Source organism: Pseudomonas sp. JC1203, from assembly GCF_056175065.1.
This window is the reverse complement of record NZ_JBWCAM010000003.1, coordinates 336897-357213: the sequence shown is the minus strand read 5'-3', so window position 1 is coordinate 357213 and position 20317 is coordinate 336897. Positions and strand designations below refer to the sequence as shown.

At 65.5% G+C, this 20317-nt stretch carries 18 protein-coding genes and 1 pseudogene; 8 read left to right on the top strand and 11 right to left on the bottom strand.

The features are described 5' to 3' along the window. Positions 1–70: 70 nt before the first annotated feature. Complete coding sequence (gene glsB, locus AC0SZ7_RS06980; protein WP_475503693.1) at positions 71–979, bottom strand: glutaminase B; 909 nt, start codon at positions 977–979, stop codon at positions 71–73. A gap of 279 nt (positions 980–1258) precedes the next feature. Here glsB and AC0SZ7_RS06975 point away from each other — a divergent pair, with 279 nt between their 5' ends. The 3 genes from AC0SZ7_RS06975 to AC0SZ7_RS06965 all read left to right on the top strand — a co-directional run bounded on the left by AC0SZ7_RS06975 (position 1259) and on the right by AC0SZ7_RS06965 (position 5163). Beyond that, the gene (locus tag AC0SZ7_RS06975; RefSeq protein WP_475503692.1) at positions 1259–3076 is read left to right on the top strand and encodes a phospholipase D-like domain-containing protein; all 1818 of its coding nucleotides are present in this window, start codon (positions 1259–1261) and stop codon (positions 3074–3076) included. Positions 3077–3156: 80 nt separating this feature from the next. After that, on the top strand, positions 3157–4350 hold the full coding sequence (locus AC0SZ7_RS06970; RefSeq protein WP_475503691.1) for an SEL1-like repeat protein: 1194 nt from the start codon (positions 3157–3159) through the stop codon (positions 4348–4350). Between the two features lie 129 nt (positions 4351–4479). Then, the gene (locus AC0SZ7_RS06965; protein ID WP_475503690.1) at positions 4480–5163 is read left to right on the top strand and encodes a GNAT family N-acetyltransferase; all 684 of its coding nucleotides are present in this window, start codon (positions 4480–4482) and stop codon (positions 5161–5163) included. On the opposite strand, the gene AC0SZ7_RS06960 is transcribed toward AC0SZ7_RS06965, so the two are convergent. Together AC0SZ7_RS06960 and AC0SZ7_RS06955 are read right to left on the bottom strand one after the other, a co-directional pair. Continuing rightward, a complete protein-coding gene (locus AC0SZ7_RS06960) occupies positions 5160–6434 on the bottom strand; it encodes a glucarate dehydratase family protein (RefSeq protein ID WP_475503689.1) in 1275 nt (424 codons plus the stop codon). The two genes, AC0SZ7_RS06965 and AC0SZ7_RS06960, sit on opposite strands and share 4 nt — an antisense overlap. 31 nt (positions 6435–6465) lie before the next feature. Continuing rightward, positions 6466–7788 carry an MFS transporter gene (locus AC0SZ7_RS06955; protein WP_475503688.1) on the bottom strand — a complete coding sequence of 441 codons (1323 nt, stop codon included), beginning with the start codon at positions 7786–7788 and terminating at the stop codon, positions 6466–6468. Between the two features lie 104 nt (positions 7789–7892). On the opposite strand from AC0SZ7_RS06955, the gene AC0SZ7_RS06950 reads away from it, so the two are divergent. Then, positions 7893–8777 carry a LysR family transcriptional regulator gene (locus AC0SZ7_RS06950; protein WP_475503687.1) on the top strand — a complete coding sequence of 295 codons (885 nt, stop codon included), beginning with the start codon at positions 7893–7895 and terminating at the stop codon, positions 8775–8777. A gap of 11 nt (positions 8778–8788) precedes the next feature. Here AC0SZ7_RS06950 and AC0SZ7_RS06945 read toward each other — a convergent pair whose 3' ends face one another. The 5 genes from AC0SZ7_RS06945 to AC0SZ7_RS06925 all read right to left on the bottom strand — a co-directional run bounded on the left by AC0SZ7_RS06945 (position 8789) and on the right by AC0SZ7_RS06925 (position 13958). Beyond that, a complete protein-coding gene (locus AC0SZ7_RS06945) occupies positions 8789–9763 on the bottom strand; it encodes a hypothetical protein (protein WP_475503686.1) in 975 nt (324 codons plus the stop codon). Further along, positions 9760–11010 (bottom strand): AAA family ATPase, encoded by a 1251-nt coding sequence (locus tag AC0SZ7_RS06940; RefSeq protein ID WP_475503685.1) that lies wholly within the window; start codon positions 11008–11010, stop codon positions 9760–9762. The genes AC0SZ7_RS06945 and AC0SZ7_RS06940 overlap by 4 nt, the downstream gene beginning before the upstream one ends. Beyond that, positions 11010–11597, bottom strand: a complete 588-nt coding sequence (locus AC0SZ7_RS06935) for a hypothetical protein (protein WP_475503684.1) — start codon at positions 11595–11597, stop codon at positions 11010–11012. The genes AC0SZ7_RS06940 and AC0SZ7_RS06935 overlap by 1 nt, the downstream gene beginning before the upstream one ends. A 111-nt stretch (positions 11598–11708) precedes the next feature. Beyond that, on the bottom strand, positions 11709–12908 hold the full coding sequence (locus AC0SZ7_RS06930; RefSeq protein ID WP_475503683.1) for an MFS transporter: 1200 nt from the start codon (positions 12906–12908) through the stop codon (positions 11709–11711). A gap of 210 nt (positions 12909–13118) precedes the next feature. Further along, positions 13119–13958, bottom strand: coding sequence for a LysR family transcriptional regulator (locus AC0SZ7_RS06925; RefSeq protein WP_475503682.1), 840 nt, complete (start codon positions 13956–13958; stop codon positions 13119–13121). A 94-nt stretch (positions 13959–14052) separates the two neighbouring features. Here AC0SZ7_RS06925 and AC0SZ7_RS06920 point away from each other — a divergent pair, with 94 nt between their 5' ends. From AC0SZ7_RS06920 to AC0SZ7_RS06910, 3 genes and pseudogenes are all read left to right on the top strand, one after another. After that, entirely contained in the window at positions 14053–14562 is a 510-nt protein-coding gene (locus AC0SZ7_RS06920; RefSeq protein ID WP_475503681.1) for a thioredoxin family protein, read from the top strand. A gap of 92 nt (positions 14563–14654) precedes the next feature. Continuing rightward, positions 14655–15431 (top strand): annotated as a pseudogene (locus AC0SZ7_RS06915) (PAS domain-containing protein); the annotation flags it as partial. After that, positions 15411–15968, top strand: coding sequence for a methyl-accepting chemotaxis protein (locus tag AC0SZ7_RS06910; RefSeq protein ID WP_425225844.1), 558 nt, complete (start codon positions 15411–15413; stop codon positions 15966–15968). The pseudogene AC0SZ7_RS06915 and the gene AC0SZ7_RS06910, both read left to right, overlap by 21 nt. A gap of 89 nt (positions 15969–16057) precedes the next feature. Here AC0SZ7_RS06910 and AC0SZ7_RS06905 read toward each other — a convergent pair whose 3' ends face one another. Genes AC0SZ7_RS06905 through AC0SZ7_RS06895 form a run of 3 tightly spaced genes read right to left on the bottom strand, consistent with a single transcriptional unit; the run spans position 16058 to position 19087 of the window. Further along, complete coding sequence (locus tag AC0SZ7_RS06905; RefSeq protein WP_475503680.1) at positions 16058–16960, bottom strand: sugar phosphate isomerase/epimerase family protein; 903 nt, start codon at positions 16958–16960, stop codon at positions 16058–16060. A 19-nt stretch (positions 16961–16979) separates the two neighbouring features. Further along, on the bottom strand, positions 16980–18149 hold the full coding sequence (locus AC0SZ7_RS06900) for a Gfo/Idh/MocA family protein (RefSeq protein WP_475503679.1): 1170 nt from the start codon (positions 18147–18149) through the stop codon (positions 16980–16982). Further along, positions 18146–19087 (bottom strand): TIM barrel protein, encoded by a 942-nt coding sequence (locus AC0SZ7_RS06895; RefSeq protein ID WP_475503678.1) that lies wholly within the window; start codon positions 19085–19087, stop codon positions 18146–18148. Before AC0SZ7_RS06895 ends, AC0SZ7_RS06900 begins: the two co-directional genes overlap by 4 nt. A 120-nt stretch (positions 19088–19207) precedes the next feature. Between AC0SZ7_RS06895 and AC0SZ7_RS06890 the strand changes: the two genes are divergently transcribed. Beyond that, positions 19208–20245, top strand: a complete 1038-nt coding sequence (locus AC0SZ7_RS06890) for a LacI family DNA-binding transcriptional regulator (RefSeq protein WP_475503677.1) — start codon at positions 19208–19210, stop codon at positions 20243–20245. Positions 20246–20317 lie beyond the last annotated feature (72 nt).

The following is a 20317-nucleotide window of genomic DNA, read 5'->3' as shown; positions in this document are numbered from 1 at the left end:
GGCGGGGGCTCGCCGCCCCCTCGGCCCGCCCCCCCCCGGGGCCGGACCAGCGCCCAACGGCCGCGTCGGGCTAAAACACCGACCAGTTGATCCGTTCGCTCAACAGCTCCAGCGCCTTCATCCCCGCCAGCGAATTGCCCGCCGCGTTCAGCTCCGGTGACCACACGCACACGGTGAACTGCCCCGGCACCACGGCGATAATGCCGCCGCCCACGCCACTCTTGCCCGGCAGCCCGACGCGGTACGCGAAGTTGCCGGCCTCGTCGTACAGGCCGCTAGTGGCCATGATCGAATTCACCTGCTTGCTCTGCCGCGCCGTCAGGATCTGCTCGCCGCTGTGCTTGCAGAAGCCCTCGTTGGCGAGGAAACAGAAGGCCTTGGCCAGGTCCACGCAGTTCATCTGCAGCGCGCAGTGGCTGAAGTAACTGCGCAGCACCGCTTCCACCTCGTTGTGGAAATTGCCGAACGACTTCATCAGGTACGCCATGGCCGCGTTGCGCGAGCGATGCTGGTACTCCGACTCCGCCACCTTGCCATCCACCAGCACCTGCGGGTTGCCCGACAGCCGCCGGACGAAATCACGCATCGACAACGCCGGCGCGGCGAACCGTGACTGGTTGATGTCGCAGATCACCAGCGCCCCGGCATTGATGAACGGGTTGCGCGGCCGCCCGCGCTCGAACTCCAGCTGCACCAGCGAATTGAACGGCTGCCCCGACGGCTCATGCCCCAGGCGCTCCCAGATCGCCTCGCCGGAATGCCCGATGGCCTGCACCAGGCTGAACACCTTGGAAATGCTCTGCACCGAAAACGGCGTGTACGCATCGCCGGCGCTGTACAGGCTGCCGTCGTTGCCATACACGGCAATGCCCAGCTGATTGGCCGGCACGTCGGCCAGCGCGGGGATGTAATCGGCGACCTTGCCCTGGCCGATCAGCGGGCGGACTTCGTCGAGGATCTGGTTGAGCAGCGTTTGCATGAGGGGCCTTGTTGTTGGAGTGCCGGTGACTAGACGCCGTAGCCCGGCGCGGCATCACACCGTAGCAGCGGCCGCAAGGCCGCGTCCCAGGCGCCGCGAATGGTGGGGCAGGGACGCAGCCTGGCGGCAGCTGCTACGGGGGATTGATGGGGTCGGAAATTACGCGGGTACGGTCGGAAACGTCTTACATATTTTCTGGCTGGTAGCCCCTAGAGTTCATCGCACTCGCGTCATGACAAGGGGGAAATGATGACTACAGGGCATATATTGGGCGAGGCGATGACCTTGACCTTCCACGAGATCGTCGTACCGGTGGCCTTCGCACACACCAACACCGCCACCTGTACGCCACCCTGGTACGTTCACTCCAGCGAATACAACCCCGCCAGGGCGACCTTCGAACCCCTGATCAATGGCGAGGAGACATTTCGCGCCGTGCACGAGGCGATCGCCGAGGCCACCCGCACGGTCGACATCATTTGCTGGGGCTTTCAGCCGTCGATGTTTTTCATTCGTGATGGCAAGTCCCCCAGCATTGGTGAACTGCTCAAGGCCAAGGCCCGGGAAGGCGTGCGCGTGCGTGTGCTGACCTGGGAAATGCCGTTCAACCTCGCCGGTGCCGGCGACGAGGCCAACCTGCCGGGCAAGGGCTCCGTCCGGCTGTTCGGGCATGCGGGGCAAACCTCCACGCCCCAGCAGTACGCCGAGGATCGTGCATGGTTCAAGGCCTACGCTGTCAGTGACAAACAGGCGGCCACCCGGGTGGCACAGGGTGTGCCGGTACTGGTGAGCCGAGGTTTCAGCTGGAACGAGCGGCTGGCGATTTTCAACGACGTGAAAGACAACGGCCTGGACCCGGACCTCAGCCGCAACACCCGCTACGCCTACATGGCCGCGCCCAGCCATCACCAGAAAAGCGTCATCGTTGATTACGAGTCTGTCGACACCGCAGTGGGCTTTGTCATGGGCCACAACATGCTCGACGAGTACTGGGACACCGATGCCCATTCGGCGCTCAACCGCACCGTGCAGACCATGCCACGACCTGACGCCGGCTCGCGGGGCAGCACGCCGCGCCAGGATATTTCCAGCCGCGTCAGTGGGCCAATCCTCAAGGACCTGCACCACAACTTCGCCACCGCCTGGCTCAAGGAGACCGGCGAGGACCTGCTGACCTCACGCAACGCCGAGGCTATCGGGCCGCTGTTGCGCTACCGCCCCGGGGTCACCCGGCAAATGGCGCAGCTGTTGCGCACTCAACCACAGGAAGGCAAGAAGGAGATACAGCAGGCGTACCTGAATGCTGTCAACAACGCGTCCCAATTTATCTACATCGAGAACCAGTACTTCCGCTGGCCGCCCCTGGCCGAACTGATCAAGTCGGCGGCGGCCAAGCAGGTCTGTGCAGGGCGCGATCCGGGCCTGCACGGTTACGTGCACCTGTTCGTGGTCACCAACGCCAGCGCCAGTGGCGTCGGCCCGGGCGCGTTGAACACCCAGCGAATGCTGGAAAGCCTGGGGCGCACGGAAACGATACCCCAAGTTACCAAGCTGCGGCGCATCCAGGCGATCAAGAACAGCGCGCCGCCCAAGCCACAAGTCGACCTGCGTGACCACGTGGGCCAGAAGGAGTTGAAGGAGTGGCAGGCGGCGCTGGACAAGCGCATCAAGGAAATCGATGAACAGGAGCTCAAGCTTCAGGAACTGCCAGGGTTGAAGGTGCACATATGCTCGCTGGTAGCGCCCGATACGCCACCAGGCACGCCCTGGATGCCGGTGTATATCCATTCCAAGCTGATGATTGTTGATGACGCATTCACCACCCATGGTTCGGCGAATATCAACACGCGAAGCATGCAGGTTGATAGCGAACTGAACATTGCCCATGAGTGGGTCAGTGTGACCCAGCGGTTGAGGCGGCGATTGTGGAATCTGCATACGGGTGGGATGGGGGCGCAGGATGATGCGGGGGAGGCTTTTAATGAGTGGCAAGAAATCATTGATAGAAACAAAGCGTTGCGGAAGCAAAATTGTTCACCATCCGCGCCTCTCGTGGAGTTCTTTTACGGTGAAGAAACATTGAAGGATCTCGATTGATGCGCAAGACAATAGTGCTTGCAAGTTTGCTGCTAGTAGCTTGCCAAGGCGGCTCATCCATTACGACCAAGGACACTCCTATGAGCCCATTGAGCGACATCAAGGCAAAACTGGACTTCAGCTGCGTGCATGAAACCATCCCTACGCCTACCGCAGAGGCAGACCTGATTTTCAAGTATGCGCGGTGGCTGCAGAAAAATAACGTGTTAAAGCAGGACAAGGAGGTATACCAAGAGGTTGAGCGTCTCTATCGCATCGCCGCAGAGAATGGCCACTTCAAAGCCAATATCAATCTTCAAAATGGTGCGATTCGCGGTCAGTTCGAGGTAAAAGGCAAGGAACGTCTGCGCTTGAGCCAAAGCCTGATTGAGTCAGGAATAGCTACAGGTTATTACTTTGTCGCGCTTTACCTTAATCGCGGGGCCGCCGGGCTCCAGCAGGACTCGGAAATGGCATTGCGCTATTTTAGAAAAGCTGCAGATCAAGGCAGTGCTTTGGCCCAATATCATGTGGGTGACAAGTTGGAGCCTATCGATATCGCTCCTCACGTTGCAGTGAAAATGTACCGCTGCGCTGCAGAACAGGGAAACGGGAAAGCTGCATTGGCGCTGGGGCTCATGCTCAGCACCCGCGGGCAGTACAAAGATGCACTCGAAGCGTTTCAGTTAGGCGTCGCGGCGGGAAATGACACATCGTCGTCCTTTATCAGTAAAGGTTTCCGAGGCCCACTGCCAGACGATCGCATGTACTACCTGGGCCAGGAACAAGATCTCGAACGCGCCGAGCGCTACAAGAAAGTCTGGCGCTTCCTGGCCAACTACAGCTACGCCAACCCCAGCGTGCCCGAGATCGACGAAATCCTTCCCTTGCCACCCGCCAAGCTCCCCGCCTGGGACGGCAAACTGCAATGGCTTGAAGCCCACCTTGCCAACGTTCCACCCGAAAAACCCAGCGACGCCCTGATCACCCAGTTGGCCAACGCCATGGTGCTGGACCCCGCCAACGGCCACCCGATGCCGGGCTCGCCCAGCTTCAGCCAGGCCAACTTCCCGATGCAGATCTGCTACCCCGGCCAGGCGTGCCCCCAGGCAGGCTACTGGAAAGTGATTTGGCCAAGGCTGAGGAACGTCCGGCCGAAAGAGGTCATTCGCCACTTCGACGAAGGTGAGGTTTTTCCAATGCAGACGGTCGAGCGTTACCACCTGCGGCCTTGGCCGTTCTCCGACAAGACCACGTTTCGCTTAGAAGCAGTGGAGTGGGGATTGCTGGGTTGAAACAACCACCTCTGTAGCAGCGGCCACCAGGCCGCGTCCCAGGCGCCGCAAAACCTGGCCCCTTGGACGCAGCCTCACGGCAGCTGCTACGGTACAATGCTGAACGTTCAACCAGAGCAGCTGCCTTCAATGCCCAGTATCACCCTGTTCCAAACCCCACCCCCCGAATCGTTCCAGGCGCAGATCCAGCAGCTGGTGATCGATAACCTCACCGCCATCAGCCAGGTGGCGCTGCCGGCTGGCAATGCGTTGTACCCGCTGTACCAGTACGGCGTCGGCTATGAGGTGTACCAGTACCTGCAGGCCATGGACGGTTCGCGCGGTTTTGCGGTGGAGGTGGTGGCGGCGCTGGATGATGAGGACCCGTCGCAGCTGCTGGGCTTTGCCCTGTACCTGCCGCTGAACGGGGACGCCGAGGCGTGTTCGCTGTTGTTCCTGGCGGTGAAGGATGGGCATCGGCGCCAGGGCATTGCCAGGGCCATGGTGCAGAAGATGCTGGCGCGCTACCCCCATGCGGAGCTGGGCTGCGTGGTGAGCCAGGTCGCCTGCGGGCAGGCGCTGGGGTTCCAGGTGATCGGCACGCGCGGCTCGCAGGTGTTGATGAACACCCGCGACCACGCCTCCCAGGGGCTGACGCCGGTGCTGGACACCGCGCCCATCTACCGTTCGGTAGAGGTGCGGCAAATTCATGCCTACCTGCTCAAGCAGCATGGCGAGCCGGCCATGGTCAACGCCGAGAAGCAGCGCGACCGGCACCTTGACGCCCTGGCGCGCGAGGCGCAGGCGTTCGTCAAGGTGCACCTGGGCCGTTAGAAGCGCGGCTTTACCGTCTTCCAGTCGGGTTTGTAGCGCTGCATCTGGCGCACGTCGTCGCGCTGGCGGATGCCGCAGCTCAGGTACTGGTCGTGCAGCTTGCCCAGTTGGTCGTGGTCCAGCTCCAGGCCCAGGCCGGGGGCGCGGGTAATGCTCACGCAGCCGTCGACGATGGGCAGCTTGCCGCCCTTGATCACTTCCTCGTCCGGCTCTTGCCAGGGGTAGTGGGTGTCGCAGGCATAGTCGAGGTTGGGCACCGCGGCCGCGACATGGGCCATGGCCATCAGGCTGATGCCCAGGTGCGAGTTGGAGTGCATGGACACGCCCAGGCCGAACACCTGGCACATCTTCGCCAGCGTTTGGGTGTCACGCAGGCCGCCCCAGTAGTGGTGGTCGGCGAGCACGATCTGCACGCTGTTCAGCGCCACGCTGCGGCGGAACTCGTCGAAGTCGGTGACCACCATGTTGGTGGCCAGCGGCAGGCCGGTGCGCTTGTGCAGTTCGCTCATGCCGTCCAGGCCGGGGCAGGGGTCTTCGTAATATTGCAGGTCGTCACCCAGCAGCTCGGCCATGCGGATGGCGGTCTCCAGCGACCAGTTGCCGTTGGGGTCGATGCGCAGCGGGTAGCCGGGGAAGGCCTTTTTCAGTGCCTTGATGCAGGCCACCTCGTGCTCGGGCGGCAGGGTGCCGGCCTTGAGCTTGATGCTCTTGAAGCCATAGGCCTCGATCATGCGCGCGGCCTGGGCGACGATCTGTTCCTCGTTCAGCGCCTCGCCCCAGTTGTCGGGCTTGTAGGGCGTGTCGATGTGCTGGGCGTACTTGAAGAACAGGTAGGCGCTGAACGGCACCTTGTCGCGCAGGGCGCCGCCCAGCAGGTCCACCAGCGGCACGTTGAGGGAGTGCGCCTGCAAATCCAGGAAGGCTACCTCGAAGGCCGAATAGGCGTTGCTCACCGCCTTGCTGGCGTGGGAGCCGGGCGCCAGTTCGGCGCCGGCCAGGGACGTGCTGCGGTTGGCCGCCACCGTGGCCTCGACGATCTGGCGCAGGCGGTTGAGGTTGAACGGGTCCAGGCCGATCAACTGGCTTTGCAACTGCTGCTGGATGGCCAGCGCCGGGGCGTCGCCGTAGCTTTCACCCAGGCCGATGTAGCCGTTGTCGCTCTCGACCTCGATGATAGAGCGCAGGGCGAAGGGTTCGTGGATGCCGCTGGCGTTGAGCAACGGTGGGTCGCGGAAAGCGATGGGGGTGACGGTGACGCGCTTGATTTTCAAAAGTAATGCTCCTGAAGGCAGGCTCGACGAATTAGGCGATGACAACGGTGGCCTTGCGCGGCTTGGGCGCGCGCGGGGCCGGGGTGCTGCGGGCGAAGAAGATCACCACCGCAGCCACCAGTGAAGTGGCGGCCAGGCCATACAGGCCGCCCTCGATGCTGCCGGTGGTCTGTTCAAGGAAACCGAAGGTAGCCGGCGCAACGAAGCCGCCCAGGTTGCCGATGGAATTGATCAGGGCGATTACCGCGGCGGCGATGCGCGCGTCCAGGTAGCCCTGGGGAATGGGCCAGAACAGCGCCGAGGCCGCCTTGAAGCCGATGGCGGCGAAGCAGATGGACACGAAGGCGAACACCGGCCCGCCAACCGTGGACATGAACATGCCCAGCGCCGCCACCACCAGGGTCACGGCCACCCAGGCCTGCTGGTGTTTCCATTTGGCGGCCACGGCGGCGAAGCCGTACATGGCGACGATGGAGATCAGCCAGGGCACCGAATTGAACAGGCCCACTTCGAAGTCCGCCAGGTTGCCCATTTTCTTGATCATGCTCGGCAGCCAGAAGGTGGCGCCGTAGATGGTCAGGGCGATGGAGAAGTAGATGAAGCAGAACAGCGCGATCTGCCGGTCGGCCAACAGCTTGAACATCGACGGCTTGACCACGTGCTGGGCCTCACGGGCCCGCTGTTCCTCGGCCAGGCAGCTTTCCAGCGCCTGCTTTTCTGCCGCGTTCAGCCAGCGCGCCTCCCGTGGGTGCGACTGCAGCCAGAACCACACGAAACCGCACAGCACCAGCGAGGCGCCGCCCTCGATCAGGAACATCCACTGCCAGGCGTGCAGGCTCAGGGCGTTGATGCTCAGCAGCGCACCGGACACCGGCCCGGAGATCACCGAGGCAATCGCCGAACCGCTGAGGAACACCGCCATGGCCTTGCCGCGTTCGGCGGCCGGCAGCCATTGGGTGAAGTAGTAGATGATGCCCGGGAAGAACCCGGCTTCGGCGGCGCCCAGCACGAAGCGCAGCACGTAGAAGCTGGTTTCGCCGCGCACGAAGGCCATGGCCATGGCGGCGGCGCCCCAGGTGAACATGATGCGGGTAAGCCAGGCGCGGGCGCCGAAGCGCTGCAGCAGGATGTTCGACGGCACCTCGAACAGGGCGTAGCCGATGAAGAACAGCCCGGCGCCCAGGCCGTAGGCAGCCGCGCCGATGCCCAGGTCGGCTTCCATGTGGCTGCGCACGAAACCGATGTTGACGCGGTCGATGTAGTTGACGATGAACATCACCACGAACAGTGGCAGCACATGGCGCTTGACCTTGGCGGCGGCCTGTTCCAGCACACTGGGGTTTTGAGTTTTCAAGGGCGACTCCCGGTATTGTTTTTGTGGGGACAGGCCGATGATGGACGGGTGCATTGTTCCCGTCTAATCTAACCTGGCACTTGATTGATACCTGGATTGAATCAATGTTCGAGCTGACCCAGCTGCGCTGCTTCACCACCGTCGCCACCGAGCTGAATTTCCGCCGCGCCGCCGAGCGCCTGAACATGACCCAGCCGCCGTTGAGCCGGCAGATCCAGCTGTTGGAGCACCACCTGGGCGTCGAGCTGTTTACCCGCAGCACCCGCAGCGTGGCGCTGACCGCGGCCGGGCGGGCTTTTTTCGTCGAGGCGCAGAACCTGCTGGAGCGCGCCCAGCAGGCGGCGGTGGCGGCGCGGCGGTTTGCCGAGGGTGACATCGGCGCGGTGGCCATCAGCTTCGTCGGCAGCGCCGTGTATGAGTTTTTGCCCAAGGTGATCGCCGAGGCGCGGCTGAAGCAGCCCCACGTCAAAATCGACCTGGCGGAGATGAACACCTACACCCAGCACGAGGCGTTGCGCGCCCGCCGCATCGATTTGGGCATCGCCCGCGCGCCGTTGCTGGAACCGGGCTACGCCACCGAATGCCTGGTGCGCGAACCCTTCGTGCTGGCGGTGCCGGGCGGCCATGCGCTGGCGTCGAGCGATGAGGTCAAGGTCAGCGACCTGGACGGCCAGCCGTTCCTGATGTACTCCCACGCCGCCTACCCACCGTTCAACGAACTGCTCACCGGCATGCTGCGTTCGGCGCGGGTGGCGCCCGATTACGTGCAGTGGCTGGGCTCTTCGCTGACCATCCTGGCGCTGGTGAACGCCGGCCTCGGCCTGGCGCTGGTGCCGCGGTGCGCCACCAGCGTGGTGTTCAAGAACGTGGTGTTCCGCGACATCGACCTGGGGGAGGGGGTGCAGAGCGAGCTGCACCTGATATGGCGCGAAGACAACGACAACCCGGCGTTCGCGATGCTGCTGGAGGGTATTCGCAACGCTGTGTGACGGCTACAGCGTCATGAGGCGCTGAACGCCCGGTCGAAGCGCTCCCAGAACACCCCAGCCCATTGCTTCAGGCGTTCGACGTAGGCCTGCTTGTCGGCAAAGCGCTGGAGGTTGCCCGGGTGCCAGTCCGACTCGGGAAGGCTAAGCGCACGCCCCGAGGTGATGTTTTCGGTTTCCGGGTTGAACCAGTACTGCACATCCAGCATGCCCCATTTCTCGGCACGCACGAAATGCGCCACCACAAAGTCCTGTGGGTAGGTCACGCCCTTGGCCGCCAGGTCTCCCGCGGCCTTGCGCTCCAGGAACAGCAGGGGCACGGCCTGGTCGGCCCACTGCAGCATGGGCGGGGTGAAGGCGTGGGTAATGCTCCAGCAGCCCTGGTGGTCCAGGACCTGGGCAGCTTTGACCGCGACATAGTTCAGGTTCGCATTTGGGCTGATGCACTCGCCGGCCCGAAAGCCCTGTGCCGGTTGCGTAGTGCTGCGCATTGCCAGCACCCGCACCACCCCTATCAGGCGGCGGTGCTCGATGCGGCCAAACACGTAGCCCTTGCCAGCACTGTTGGGGGAATGCACGTCGGCATTGGTCAGCATCGCCCACTCACCGGGCGGCAGCGGCACCTCGAAACCATCCACGGGCAGGCTGCCCGTCCAGGTGCGCCCCAGCAGGGCGTTGTCGATGCCCGAAGGCCCTACCACCGCAGGCGTCGCCCCCAGGCTGAGGTGCGCGTTGGCCGCAGGTACCAGGCGTGGCGGTGGCAAGAACCGGGGCCCAGGGGCGAAGCCTGCGGGGGGCAGGTGTACACCAGGCGGCGCCTGCAGGGGCGGCGGCGTATAGCTGACCTGCTCTGGCAGCGCCGGCGACACGCCGCTGGACAGCACGGCAGAACCTACGGCCAGGGCGCTCAGGGTCGCGGCCAGCACCAGGCTGGCGCGCCAGGCCGGGGCGCGTTTCCACAGCGTCATCGTCACGGGAGGCGCGCTCATGGCTTGGGCACGGCAATCACGCCGCCATCGGCGGCGAACAGGGCGACATTGCTGTAGCCCTTCTCCCGGGCCTCAATCAAGGTGTCGGCCAGGGACTCCTCGATGGCCCGCACCAGGTCCCGTGACGAGGCCCCGACCCCCAGGCGCCGCTGGCGGCGCATCAGGTCCACGAGGATATCCGGGTCGATGCCGCCTACAGCAATGTCCAGGCCGTAGCCCTTGATCATCGCCTCGATCTCCAGCGCCGTGACCTGGGCGATGTCCAGGCCCGAGAGGGGCTTGAAGACAAAGATACGGTCGATACGGTTGAGTACTTCTGGCGCAAACCCGGCCTCGCGCAGCGCCGAGGTGGACGTGCGGCGCAACTCGTCAGGGTCCTCGGCGTAGGTTTCGCCCAGGGTGTGCAACGCGTCGGTGGCGGCGTTGGTGGTGAGGATGAAAATCGCCTGGGTGGTGGAAACCTGCTTGCTGTCCGACGCCTCGGTAATGAAACCGTCGTTCCAGGCCGTGAGGAATTTCTGCTGGATCTCGGGGTGGGCCTTTTCTATCTCGTCCAGCAGGATAACGCTGTCGGGGCTGTCGCGCAGGGCGCCGGTCAGCTTGCCGTAGGTGTTGGAACCCACGTAGCCCTTGGAGGCGCCGAACAACTGCGTTGCCGCGTGCGAACCGCTGGACAGCTGGGCCATGTCGAAATGCTGCAAGGGCAACTGCAACTCAGCCGCCAGGCATTTGGCCAGGTACGTCTTGCCAGTGCCTGGGGGGCCGGCCAGGATGAACACGCCCACCGGCTTGCCCCGCTGCTTGAGGGCCAGGCGCCGACGGATCTGCGCGGCAATGTCGTCGCAGACGTTGTCCTGGCCGATCACCTTGCGTTTCAGCGCTTCTGCCAGTTGCTGCGCGTCAATGACCTTGGCCGTGGGTTCGCGCGCCAGTTTCTGTTCCAGCGCCTGGCGGTTGGTGAGCCTGTCGAGTGCGTCCATCATCCAGTTTCCTATGGCGGCCGGTGGGTGGTTGCGTTGCTGGCGGTCGTGGAAATAGCCTGCGAAGGTGAAAAACCAGAACACTGCCGCCAAAGCCACCAGCCACGTGACGTGCGCGTGCAGCCCTTGCAGCAGTACCTGGCCGTCGTGTTGCAACTCGCCGCTGCCGGGTTGGTGCTGCAACCAGAACTGCGCGACGATAATCAACGCCATGGCAACGAAGGCAATGGGGGCCAGCCTGATGGGCCAAGTGTGTAGCCAGCGCATTAGTCGATCCTGACGTTCAAGGGCAGTACCTGGCCCACACTCATGATGGGTACCAGTACCTGCTGCGGGCCCGAGGCGACGCCCACGGTGATGCCGCCACCGTCGCCGTCGCGCACCCCGGTCAGGGTGACCTTGCCGTCGACGGCCACGGGTATGGCGAAGGTCTGCGCCAGTTTGGTCAGCGACACGGTGCGGGCGTAGCCGGCGCTTTCAATGCGCACGGCGTCGCCGTCCTGTACGTCCGAGTCCCACAGGGTGATCCATGCCAGGCGTGGAGGCGTGGCAGCGGTAAGCTGGGCAGAGGGTGAGGCGCTGGTGAGCAGGCGAATGTGGCTGTTGGCGGGCAGGTGCATGGCGGCGATGGCGTCATGCAGGTCGACCGGGGCTACCAGGGTCAGGGCCAAGGGCTGGCTGGCCTGGAACGCAGCCTCGCGTGCCTGTTGCTGGGCACTGCTGAAGTGATCGTCGGGGCGGCTGCCAATCAGCAAGGTGGCGCTAATGGCCCCGGTGGCCAGCACCGCGCAGAGCAATGCGCGGGACAGTACGGGGGCCACAACCGGGCGACGCAGGGCGCGGGGTGATTCCATTCAGGGGCTTCCTGGCACAAGTGCTAAAGGTCTGCGCAACCGCGGCCAGACGCCAGCGGCTACGCAGAATAGCCGAGCGGCCGGGCCACAGCGATAGCCCCCCTGCATGTTTCATCTTGGCTGATCAGCGCGCATCAGACTGGCCAGCGCCAGTACCGCCAACACCGCAATCAGCCCCGCCAGCACGCTGACCCCCACGGCCATGCCATGCAGGTCAATCAAGTGCCCGGCCACTACCGGCAAGGCGCCGGCCGGCACGTAGCCGCCCATGTTGAACACGCCATTGGCCTCGGCGCGGCGGTTGGCCGGCACGTGCAGGGCAATCAGGCTCAGCCCGCCCAGTTGCCCCAGGCCCTGGCCGGCGCCGGCCAGCAGGGCGGCGACGATCAGGCAGGGGATCGACGCCTGCTGCACCGCCAGCCACAGGGTGGCCATGGACAGCACCGTGGCCAGCCCGCTGAGCAGGAAGATGCGCTGCACCGGCAGGCGCTGCACCGCGAACTGCACGGCCACGCCGACCATGAACATGGCGAATGCAGTGCCGCCGGCAATCAGCGGGCTGCTGACGTGGGCGAACGCCGAGAACAGCCCCGGGCCCAGGCTTAGCACGAACGAGGTGCAGGTGATGCCCGGGCCGAAGAAGGCGATGCCGCGCAATACATGGCCGACGCTGGCACGCGGCACGCGGGGCAGGCGCAGTTTCAAGGCAGCCGTGGCACGGGGCTGGCGTGGCTGTGCCAGCACCGCCCACAGCGCCAGGGCCAGCAACGCCAGCTCCAGGTTGAAGACAATGGCCACCGGGTGCGCGCTGTACTGCGCCAGCACGCCGGCCAGCAACGGCCCGGTGCCGGCGCCCAGCACCATCGCCACCGAGGCCAGCAACGAGGCCTGGCGCTTGTGGCTGTCGGCCGCCTGGTCGACCACGTTGGCCATGCCGGCGGAAACGATGATGCCCACCGCGACGCCGGTGAGCAGCCGCGCCAGCATCAGCACCGCGACGCTGTCGGCGAGCTGGAACAGCACGGCGGCGAACATCGCCAGGCCCAGGCCCGGCACCAGTAGCGCCTTGCGGCCAAAATGATCGGACAGCTGCCCGGCCACCAGCAGGGTGGCCAGCAGGCCGAGGATATAGCAGGTGAAAATGGTCGCCAGGGTACCGGCGCCGAAGCCCAGCTGTTGCTGCCAGTGGCCGTACAGTGGGGTGGCGGCGTTCGACAGGATGAACACTGCCGTCACTACCCAGGCGGCGCGCAGCAGTGGGGTGTTGGTGGTGGGCGGGGCGGCGGTGAGGGCCGAGGGGCATGCGGACATGGGGGAGTACCGTGCTGTGAATCGAGGAGGGCGATGCTAGTCCTGCGTGCTGGTTGGTAGAACTCCCTAAGTGCGCATCTGACCTATGCAGAAATGCACATGCGGGGCGCGGGACGCGGCCTTTGGCCGCTGCTACAGGGCCCCCGGTTTTTACGGCCCGCGTAGCAGCTGCCGCAGGCTGCGTCCGGGGCCAATGCGAGGGGGCAGGCTTCAGGCTCCCACGCACTCCACAATGAAATCCATCACCGCCCGTATCGGCGCCGCGTTGCGCACATCCTCGTGCACCGCCAGCCAGATCTCCCGCACCAGGCACGGCCCGTCCGGTTCCACCAGCACCAGGCGGTGCTCGGCGGCCATGAACGCCGGCAACGCCACCACCCCGCCGCCGCCCGCCGCGGCGATCGCTTGCAGGCGCAGGTCGTTGCTGGTCAGCGCCAGTGGCCGGCCGTTGGCCTGTTCCAGCAGCCAGTTCTGCTGCGCCGAACCGTCCATGCTGTCGTCGTAGCCGATGAAGCTGTAGGTGCTGGCGTGCGCCAGGTAGTCAGGGCTGGCGTACAGGCGAAACTCCAGCTGGCCCAGGCGCCGCGCCACCAGCGTCGGTTCGCTGGGGCGCATCAGGCTGATGGTGATGTCGGCTTCGCGGCGGGCCAGCGAGGCGCGGGCCTTGGCGCCGATCAGGCGCAGTTGCAGCAGCGGGTAGCGGCGGGTCAGTTCGCCGACGCGGGGGGCGATCAGGCTGCCGACGAAAGCCGGTGGCGACGACACCACCACCTCGCCCTGCACCTGGGCCTGCTCGCCGCCGGCGAAGCGTTCCAGGGCGAACGAGGACAAGGTCATCTGTTCGCCGAACTGGCTTACGCGCAGGCCGTCCTCGGTCAGCACGTAGGCACGCTGGCGGCGGTCCACCAGTTTCAGGTTCAGCGCCGCCTCCAGCGCGGCGATGCGCCGGGCCACGGTGGCGTGGTCGACGCGCAGCTGGCGCGCGGCGGCAGACAACGAGCCAAGCTTGGCGAACAGGGTGAAATAACGCAGGTCTTCCCAGTCGAACATGACAGGTTCCACAATGAACGAGGGCAGATGATAGGCCAAAACGCCGCCGCTGCCTTACACTGGGGCAATTTGCAGCATCAGGAAAAACGGTCCCATGACCCCGTACTCGGAACTCTTCCACATCGGCCAAGGCTTCGATACCTTCGCCGCCAGCGGCCTGCCCGCCGAACTCGCCACCGTGGCCCAGGCGCGCCAGGCGCTGGACGCGACTGGCATCAGCGAAACCACCCTGCAGCGCCTGGCTTCACTCACGGGTAGCTACCACCTGCTGGCCGCCGGCGAGATGTGGTGCCCGGACTGCCAACTGAACCTGGCCGCGCTGGACTACCTGTGCCGCGTGCAGCCGCGCTTGCGCCTGGGCATCATCACCAAGGCCCGCGCCGAGCAGGCCCTGCGCGAGCGCCTGGGCCTGGAAAAAGTCTCCATCCCGTTGGTGGTGGTGCTGAGCGACGATTTTGAACAGATCGGTCTATTCGTCGAACGCCCCCAGGCTGTCATCGACGGCGGTGAAACAGTGCTGGCCGCGTACAAGGCCGGCCAGTGCCTGGAAGCCACCATCACGGACGTGCTGGCGCTGCTGGAAAACGCCGAACGGCCTGAATAGCCCGGCAGACGGGGGATAAAAGCCGCCGAACGGTGCTTATCCCCCGGCAAAGCTCGCCGATACTCTCCTTACCACAAGGAGGTCATCGGCTCATGTTCAACACCCAAATAAAAAAGCAGCTCGCTGAACAATCGGCCGAACTCGATGAGCTGCGCCAGCTCGTCGATGGCTTGCAACGAGAAATGCTGACCCTGAGCGTCGATCCGCAGATGCGCATCGACGACTGCAACGAGGGGTTCGCCAAGGCGCTGGGGTACTCGGTGGCGCAACTGGTGGGGCGGCCCATGGCCGAGATCGTGCCCGCCTACGTGTCGAAGCTGCCGTGCTACCACAGCCTGATGGCCGCCATTGGCTCGGCCCGCTCCATTACCGATGACTACCGTTTCCTGCGTGCCGACGGCGCGCTGGTATGGATACGTGCGCACTGGCAGCCGATCAAGGACGCCAGCGGCACCCTGACCCACATCCGCTGCTTCGCCAACAACATCACCGCCAACATCGAGAAGGCTGCTGAAAGCACCTCCTTTATCGACGCCTTGCTGCGCTCAACCGCCGTGATCGAGTTCGACCTCAAGGGCAACGTGCTGTCGGCCAACGACCAATTCCTGCGCGCGATGGGCTACACCCTGGCCCAGGTAAAGGGCCAGCACCACCGGCAGTTCTGCACCAGTGAAGAAACCAGTTCGCCCCGGTACGCCGAGTTCTGGGCCACGCTCAACCGTGGCGAGTTCGTGGCCGGGCGCTTCAAGCGCGTCGACGCCCACGGCCACGCGGTGTGGCTGGAGGCCACGTACAACCCGGTGTACGACCCTGAGGGCAAGCTGTGCAAGGTGGTGAAATTCGCCACCGTGGTCAGCGACCAGGTGGCGCGCGAGGAGGAAGTGAATGCTGCGGCGCATACCGCCTACGGCATTTCCCAGCAGACCGACGTCACTGCCCAGCGCGGCGCCGTGGTGGTCAACGACACGGTGCAAACCATGCGCAAACTGGCCGATGACATGCAGTCGGCGTCCACCGGCGTCGAGGCCTTGGGCAAGCAGTCACTGTTGATCAGTTCGATCATCCAGACCATCAGCAGCATCGCCCAGCAGACCAACCTGCTGGCCCTCAACGCCGCCATCGAGGCGGCGCGGGCCGGCGAGCAGGGCAGGGGCTTTGCGGTGGTGGCCGATGAAGTGCGGCAACTGGCAGGCCGCACCAGCACCGCCACCGAGGAGATTGCCGCCGTGGTGCAGCAGAACCAGACACTGGTGGAAGGCACCGTGCGCGAGATGGCCCACAGCAAGCAGCAGGCCGAGCAGGGCGTGCAGCTGGCCAGCCAGGCCGGCGAGGTGATCGTCGAGATTCAGGAAGGCGCGCGCAAGGTGGTGGACGCGGTGGGGCGGTTCGCGCATCAGTTGAGTTGATGCACGCGTTATTGTGGGAGCTGGCTTGCCCGCGAGCTGTCAAGGCCTGAAAAGCTCGCTGGCAAGCCAGCTCCCACACTGCTCATGACTTAACGGAAGTATTTATCCACGTACCGCTGGATCTCCTGGCGCATGAAGCGCCCGGAGTCGTCCGCGCGTTCTTCCCAGCCAAACACGCAGGCGGTGACGATGCCGTCAAAGCCGGTGCTGGCCAGCGCGCCGAAGAACACGTCCCAGTCGATCTCGCCCTGGTGCATGTCCATGTGCTGGTGCACGGTGACCTTCGCCCCGGGCGGGTTGATGATGTAGCGCAGCCCCGAGGAGGCCTTGTGGTTGTAGGTGTCGGCGATGTGCACGTGGTTGATCAGCGTGCCGGCCTGGCCAATCATGCTGGCCATGTCGTCGCCGAAGTAGAAGGTGTGCGGCGCGCAATACAGGAACTTGACGTTGGCCGAGCCCACGGTCTTGATGATGTCCAGCGCCGGGTTCAGCGTTTCGCACCAGTCCTCGGGGTGCGGCTCGACGTTGAGGGTGATGCCCTCGCGCTCGAAAATCGGTACCAGCTCTTCCATTGAACGCCACCAGGCTGCTTCGCTGGACTCGTGGCTGTGCACGCCACCGCAGCAGCTGACGCTGTGGCCGCGGTCGGGCGAGGGGCCGCGGCCGAACTCGGAGTTCATGGTCTGGCAGCCCATTTCCACGGCCACCTCGATGGCGCGCTTCCAGTGTTCCACTGCCGTGCGGCGCTCGTCTTCATGGGGGCTGGCCCAGCGGTACATGGGCAACAGGGACGCCAGCTGCACATCGTGGTCGCGCAAGGCCTTCTTGAATTCGGCGATGCGCTCCTTGTGGGCGCGTGGGTGCACCCACCACGGCAGGAAATCGTCGCGTGGCGACAGCTCCAGGTACTCGAAACCCAGCTCGGCGCTCTTGCGGCACAGCGCTGGCAGGCTCAGGTGGCGATGCATGTACGGGTCGAGGGCGATTTTCATTGTTGTGCTCCTTCGGTGTTCAGTAAGTGACCCAGGCCGAGTCACGGTCGGCCGATTCCACGCAACGCTGCACCCAGCGTACGCCTTCCACCCCGGCGTCGATGCCGGGGTAGCGCACGGCGGCTAGGGCCTGGGCGTCGTCGCGGTCGGTGGCGTCCATGGCCAGGGCAAAGCGTGCGTACAGGTTCGACCAGGCCTCGAACAGGCCCTCGGGGTGGCCGCCGCCGATGCGGTCTTCGGCCAGCGCCTGCGGGTGCAGGTAGTTCATGCCGCGCTCCAGCACCCGCGCCGGCTGGCCCTGGATTTCGAAGCGCAGTTGGTTGGGCTGCTCGTCCCACCATTCCAGGCTGGCTTTGGAACCGATGACGCGGATCTTCTGGCCATGCATGGAGCCTGCGTTGACCGCGCTGGACCAGACCATGCCCATGGCGCCGCCCTCGTATTCCATCAGCGTGTAGGCGTTGTCTTCCAGCGGCGCGCGGCTGGCCACGAAGCTCTGGCGGCTGCACATCAGCCGCTTGATCCGCAGCTCGGGCAGCATCACCTCCGACAGGTACAGCGGGTGCGTGCCGACGTCGCCGAGCACGTAGCTGGGCCCGGCCTGGCGCGGGTCAGTGCGCCATTGCGCGGCGGCGCTGCGCTGCTCCTCGGCAGCGCTGTGGAAGCCGTGGGCAAACTGCATGTGCACCATGCGGACTTCGCCCAGTTCGCCGGCGGCGATCATCGCCCGCGCCTGCTCGATGAGCTGGTGGCCGGCATAGCCGTAGGTGACGCCGACGATGCGCCCGCGCGCCTTGGCCAGGGCGCGCAGATCCTCGGCCTCGTCGAGGGTGAAGCACAGCGGCTTCTCGCAGACCACGTGCAACCCGGCCTCCAGCGCCGCACGGGTGATTGCGTAGTGGGTGCCGTTGGGCGTTGCCACCGACACTGCCTGGATGCCGTCCGCGCGCAGGGCCTCGGCGGCAAACAGGCTGCGGTAGTCATCGTGGCAGCGCTCGGCGGCCACGCCCAGTTGCACGCCGAAGGCGCGGCCGCGTTCGGCGTCGATGTCGAAGGCACCGGCCAGCAATTGGAAATGCTGGTCGCGCAGGGCGGCCGAGCGGTGGATGTAGCCTATCTGGCTGTGGCTGCCGCCGCCCACCATGGCCCAGCGCATCGGCTGGGGAATGCGTTTGCTGCCGTTGATCATGCTGGCTGTCCTTGGTCGAAACCCAGTTGGGTGAGGTAGCGGCGGCTGGTGGCGACGTCGTCGAGGCTGCTGCCGGCATTGCGCGGGTCGCGCTCCTGTTCGAGGGTGATGAAGCCTTGGTAGCCCAGTTCGTCGAGCAGCTTGCGCAGCGCCGGGTAGTCGATCACACCCTGGCCGATGGGGCACATCACGCCTCGGGCGCAGGCGTCGAAGAAGCGGATGCGCTCGCCCAGCACCTGGTCGAACACGCAGGCGTCGATGTCCTTGAAGTGCAGGTAGTCCAGGCGCTGGGCGTAGGTGCGCAACGCCGCCACCGGGTCCATGCCGGCGTAGTGCAGGTGGCCGGTGTCCAGGCACAGCCCGGCAACGCTGTGGGGGATATCGTCCACCAGCCGCGCCAGCTCGTCGGCGAACTCCAGGTAGCCGCCGGCGTGGGGGTGGACCACCGCGCGCACGCCGTATTCCTGCCAGGCCAGCTCGGCGATGGTGCGGATGTGCGACATCATCGCCTGCCAGCGCGCGTCGTCCAGGCGCGGTGCGTGGCCCGGGTGGCCGGCGCTGTAGTCGCGTACCTCGTGCCCCCAGTCGATGATCACCAGGTACGGCCCGGGGAAGGCCTGGCCGGGTTGGGCGGCCACGGTGGGCATCTGCTTGAGTAGCGCGCAGATGGCATGGGCCTGGCGCAGCAGCGACGGCAGGTTGCTGGCGTCGACCAGGTTGTCGAAAATCGTCCCGGCCACCAGTTGCAGGCCGCGCGCCCCCAAGGCGTCGCGGGCCACGCCCGGGTCTTGCGGCAGGTAGCCCAGCGGGCCCAATTCAATACCGTGGTAACCGGCGGCGGCCGCTTCGTCCAGCACCCGTTGCCAGGGCGGCAGGTGGGGGTTGTTGACGTCGTCCACGCCCCAGCAGCAGGGCGCGGTGCACAGGTGGACGCTCATGGTGGCACTCCGTTGTTTTTGTTGTCTGCGCTGATGCTAGGTGGGGCTGGGGCAGGGCGCCATGGGGGGCTGGCGTAAACTGTCAAAACCTTTCATGATCCTGCCAGGAGGTGTCAGAACATGTCAGAGAATGCCCCGCACGCTCGCCGCCCGACCATGGCCGATGTCGCCCGCGAAGCCGGCGTCAGCCTGTCCACTGTCGACCGTGTGCTGAACCTGCGCGCCGACGTGCGTGCCGATACGGCCCAGCGCATCGCCGAGGCGGCGGCCAGGGTCGGTTTCCACGCCAAGGCGGTCATCGAGCAGCGCCTGCTGACCAACCGGCCCACGGTGCGGCTGGGTTTCCTGCTGCACAAAAGCGGCGTGGCGTTTTACCAGGGGCTGGCCCAGGCGCTGTCCAGCGCCGCCGCCAACTACGCCCATGCGCGCATTCGCGTGGTGATTGCTTACCTTGATGAATTGGACCCGGCCAAGGTCGCCGAGCGCATCCTGGCCTTGCGCGAGCAGGTGGATGGCCTGGGCGTGGTGGCGGTGGATCACCCGTTGATTCGCGCGGCCGTGGCAAGGCTGCGCGACAGTGGCGTGGCGGTGGTGGCGCTGGTCTCGGCGCTGTCTGCGGCGGCGGGCGCCGGTTACGTCGGCGTCGACAACCGCCGCATGGGCCGCACCGCTGGCTGGTTCGTCTCGCAGCTGGCCCGCCAGCCTGGGCCGGTGGCGGTAGTGCTCAGCAGCCAGAGCTTCCAGTGCCAGGAACTGTGCGAGCTGAGCTTTCGCAGCTACCTGGCCGAGCATTCCCCGGAGTGGGAGCTGCTGGCCTCGCGGCTGACGCTTGAAGACGACGACTTCGCCCACGGCAATACCCTGGACCTGTTGATGAGCACGCCGGACCTGGCTGGGCTGTATGTGGCCGGCGGCGGCATTGCCGGGGTGGTGCGCGCGTTGCGTGAACTCAAGGCGCGGGATGCGCGCCTGCCCATCGTCGTGTGCCATGAAGTGACGACCCTGACGCGTGAGGCAGTGAGCGAGGGCTTGCTGCACGCGGTGCTGTCGCACCCGGTGGCGGCGCTGGCCGACCGCGCGGTGGATGCGCTGGTGCAGGCGGTACCGGGCCAGGCGGTGATAGTGCCCCTGCAGGTCGACGTCCGCGAAAGCTTGTAGCCCTGTGGGAGCTGGCTTGCCCGCGCGCGGGGTTGGGGCGCACACACCCCAGGGCCGCCACCCCACCCCCCC

Coding starts and splice junctions, on each gene's coding strand:
- AC0SZ7_RS06970 (WP_475503691.1), top strand. CDS start 3,157: ATGAGCCCATTGAGCGACATCAAGGCAAAACTGGACTTCAGCTGCGTG.
- AC0SZ7_RS06945 (WP_475503686.1), bottom strand. CDS start 9,763: ATGAGCGCGCCTCCCGTGACGATGACGCTGTGGAAACGCGCCCCGGCC.
- AC0SZ7_RS06975 (WP_475503692.1), top strand. CDS start 1,259: ATGACCTTGACCTTCCACGAGATCGTCGTACCGGTGGCCTTCGCACAC.
- AC0SZ7_RS06940 (WP_475503685.1), bottom strand. CDS start 11,010: ATGCGCTGGCTACACACTTGGCCCATCAGGCTGGCCCCCATTGCCTTC.
- glsB (WP_475503693.1), bottom strand. CDS start 979: ATGCAAACGCTGCTCAACCAGATCCTCGACGAAGTCCGCCCGCTGATC.
- AC0SZ7_RS06905 (WP_475503680.1), bottom strand. CDS start 16,960: ATGAAAATCGCCCTCGACCCGTACATGCATCGCCACCTGAGCCTGCCA.
- AC0SZ7_RS06935 (WP_475503684.1), bottom strand. CDS start 11,597: ATGGAATCACCCCGCGCCCTGCGTCGCCCGGTTGTGGCCCCCGTACTG.
- AC0SZ7_RS06920 (WP_475503681.1), top strand. CDS start 14,053: ATGACCCCGTACTCGGAACTCTTCCACATCGGCCAAGGCTTCGATACC.
- AC0SZ7_RS06930 (WP_475503683.1), bottom strand. CDS start 12,908: ATGTCCGCATGCCCCTCGGCCCTCACCGCCGCCCCGCCCACCACCAAC.
- AC0SZ7_RS06890 (WP_475503677.1), top strand. CDS start 19,208: ATGTCAGAGAATGCCCCGCACGCTCGCCGCCCGACCATGGCCGATGTC.
- AC0SZ7_RS06965 (WP_475503690.1), top strand. CDS start 4,480: ATGCCCAGTATCACCCTGTTCCAAACCCCACCCCCCGAATCGTTCCAG.
- AC0SZ7_RS06900 (WP_475503679.1), bottom strand. CDS start 18,149: ATGATCAACGGCAGCAAACGCATTCCCCAGCCGATGCGCTGGGCCATG.
- AC0SZ7_RS06950 (WP_475503687.1), top strand. CDS start 7,893: ATGTTCGAGCTGACCCAGCTGCGCTGCTTCACCACCGTCGCCACCGAG.
- AC0SZ7_RS06895 (WP_475503678.1), bottom strand. CDS start 19,087: ATGAGCGTCCACCTGTGCACCGCGCCCTGCTGCTGGGGCGTGGACGAC.
- AC0SZ7_RS06925 (WP_475503682.1), bottom strand. CDS start 13,958: ATGTTCGACTGGGAAGACCTGCGTTATTTCACCCTGTTCGCCAAGCTT.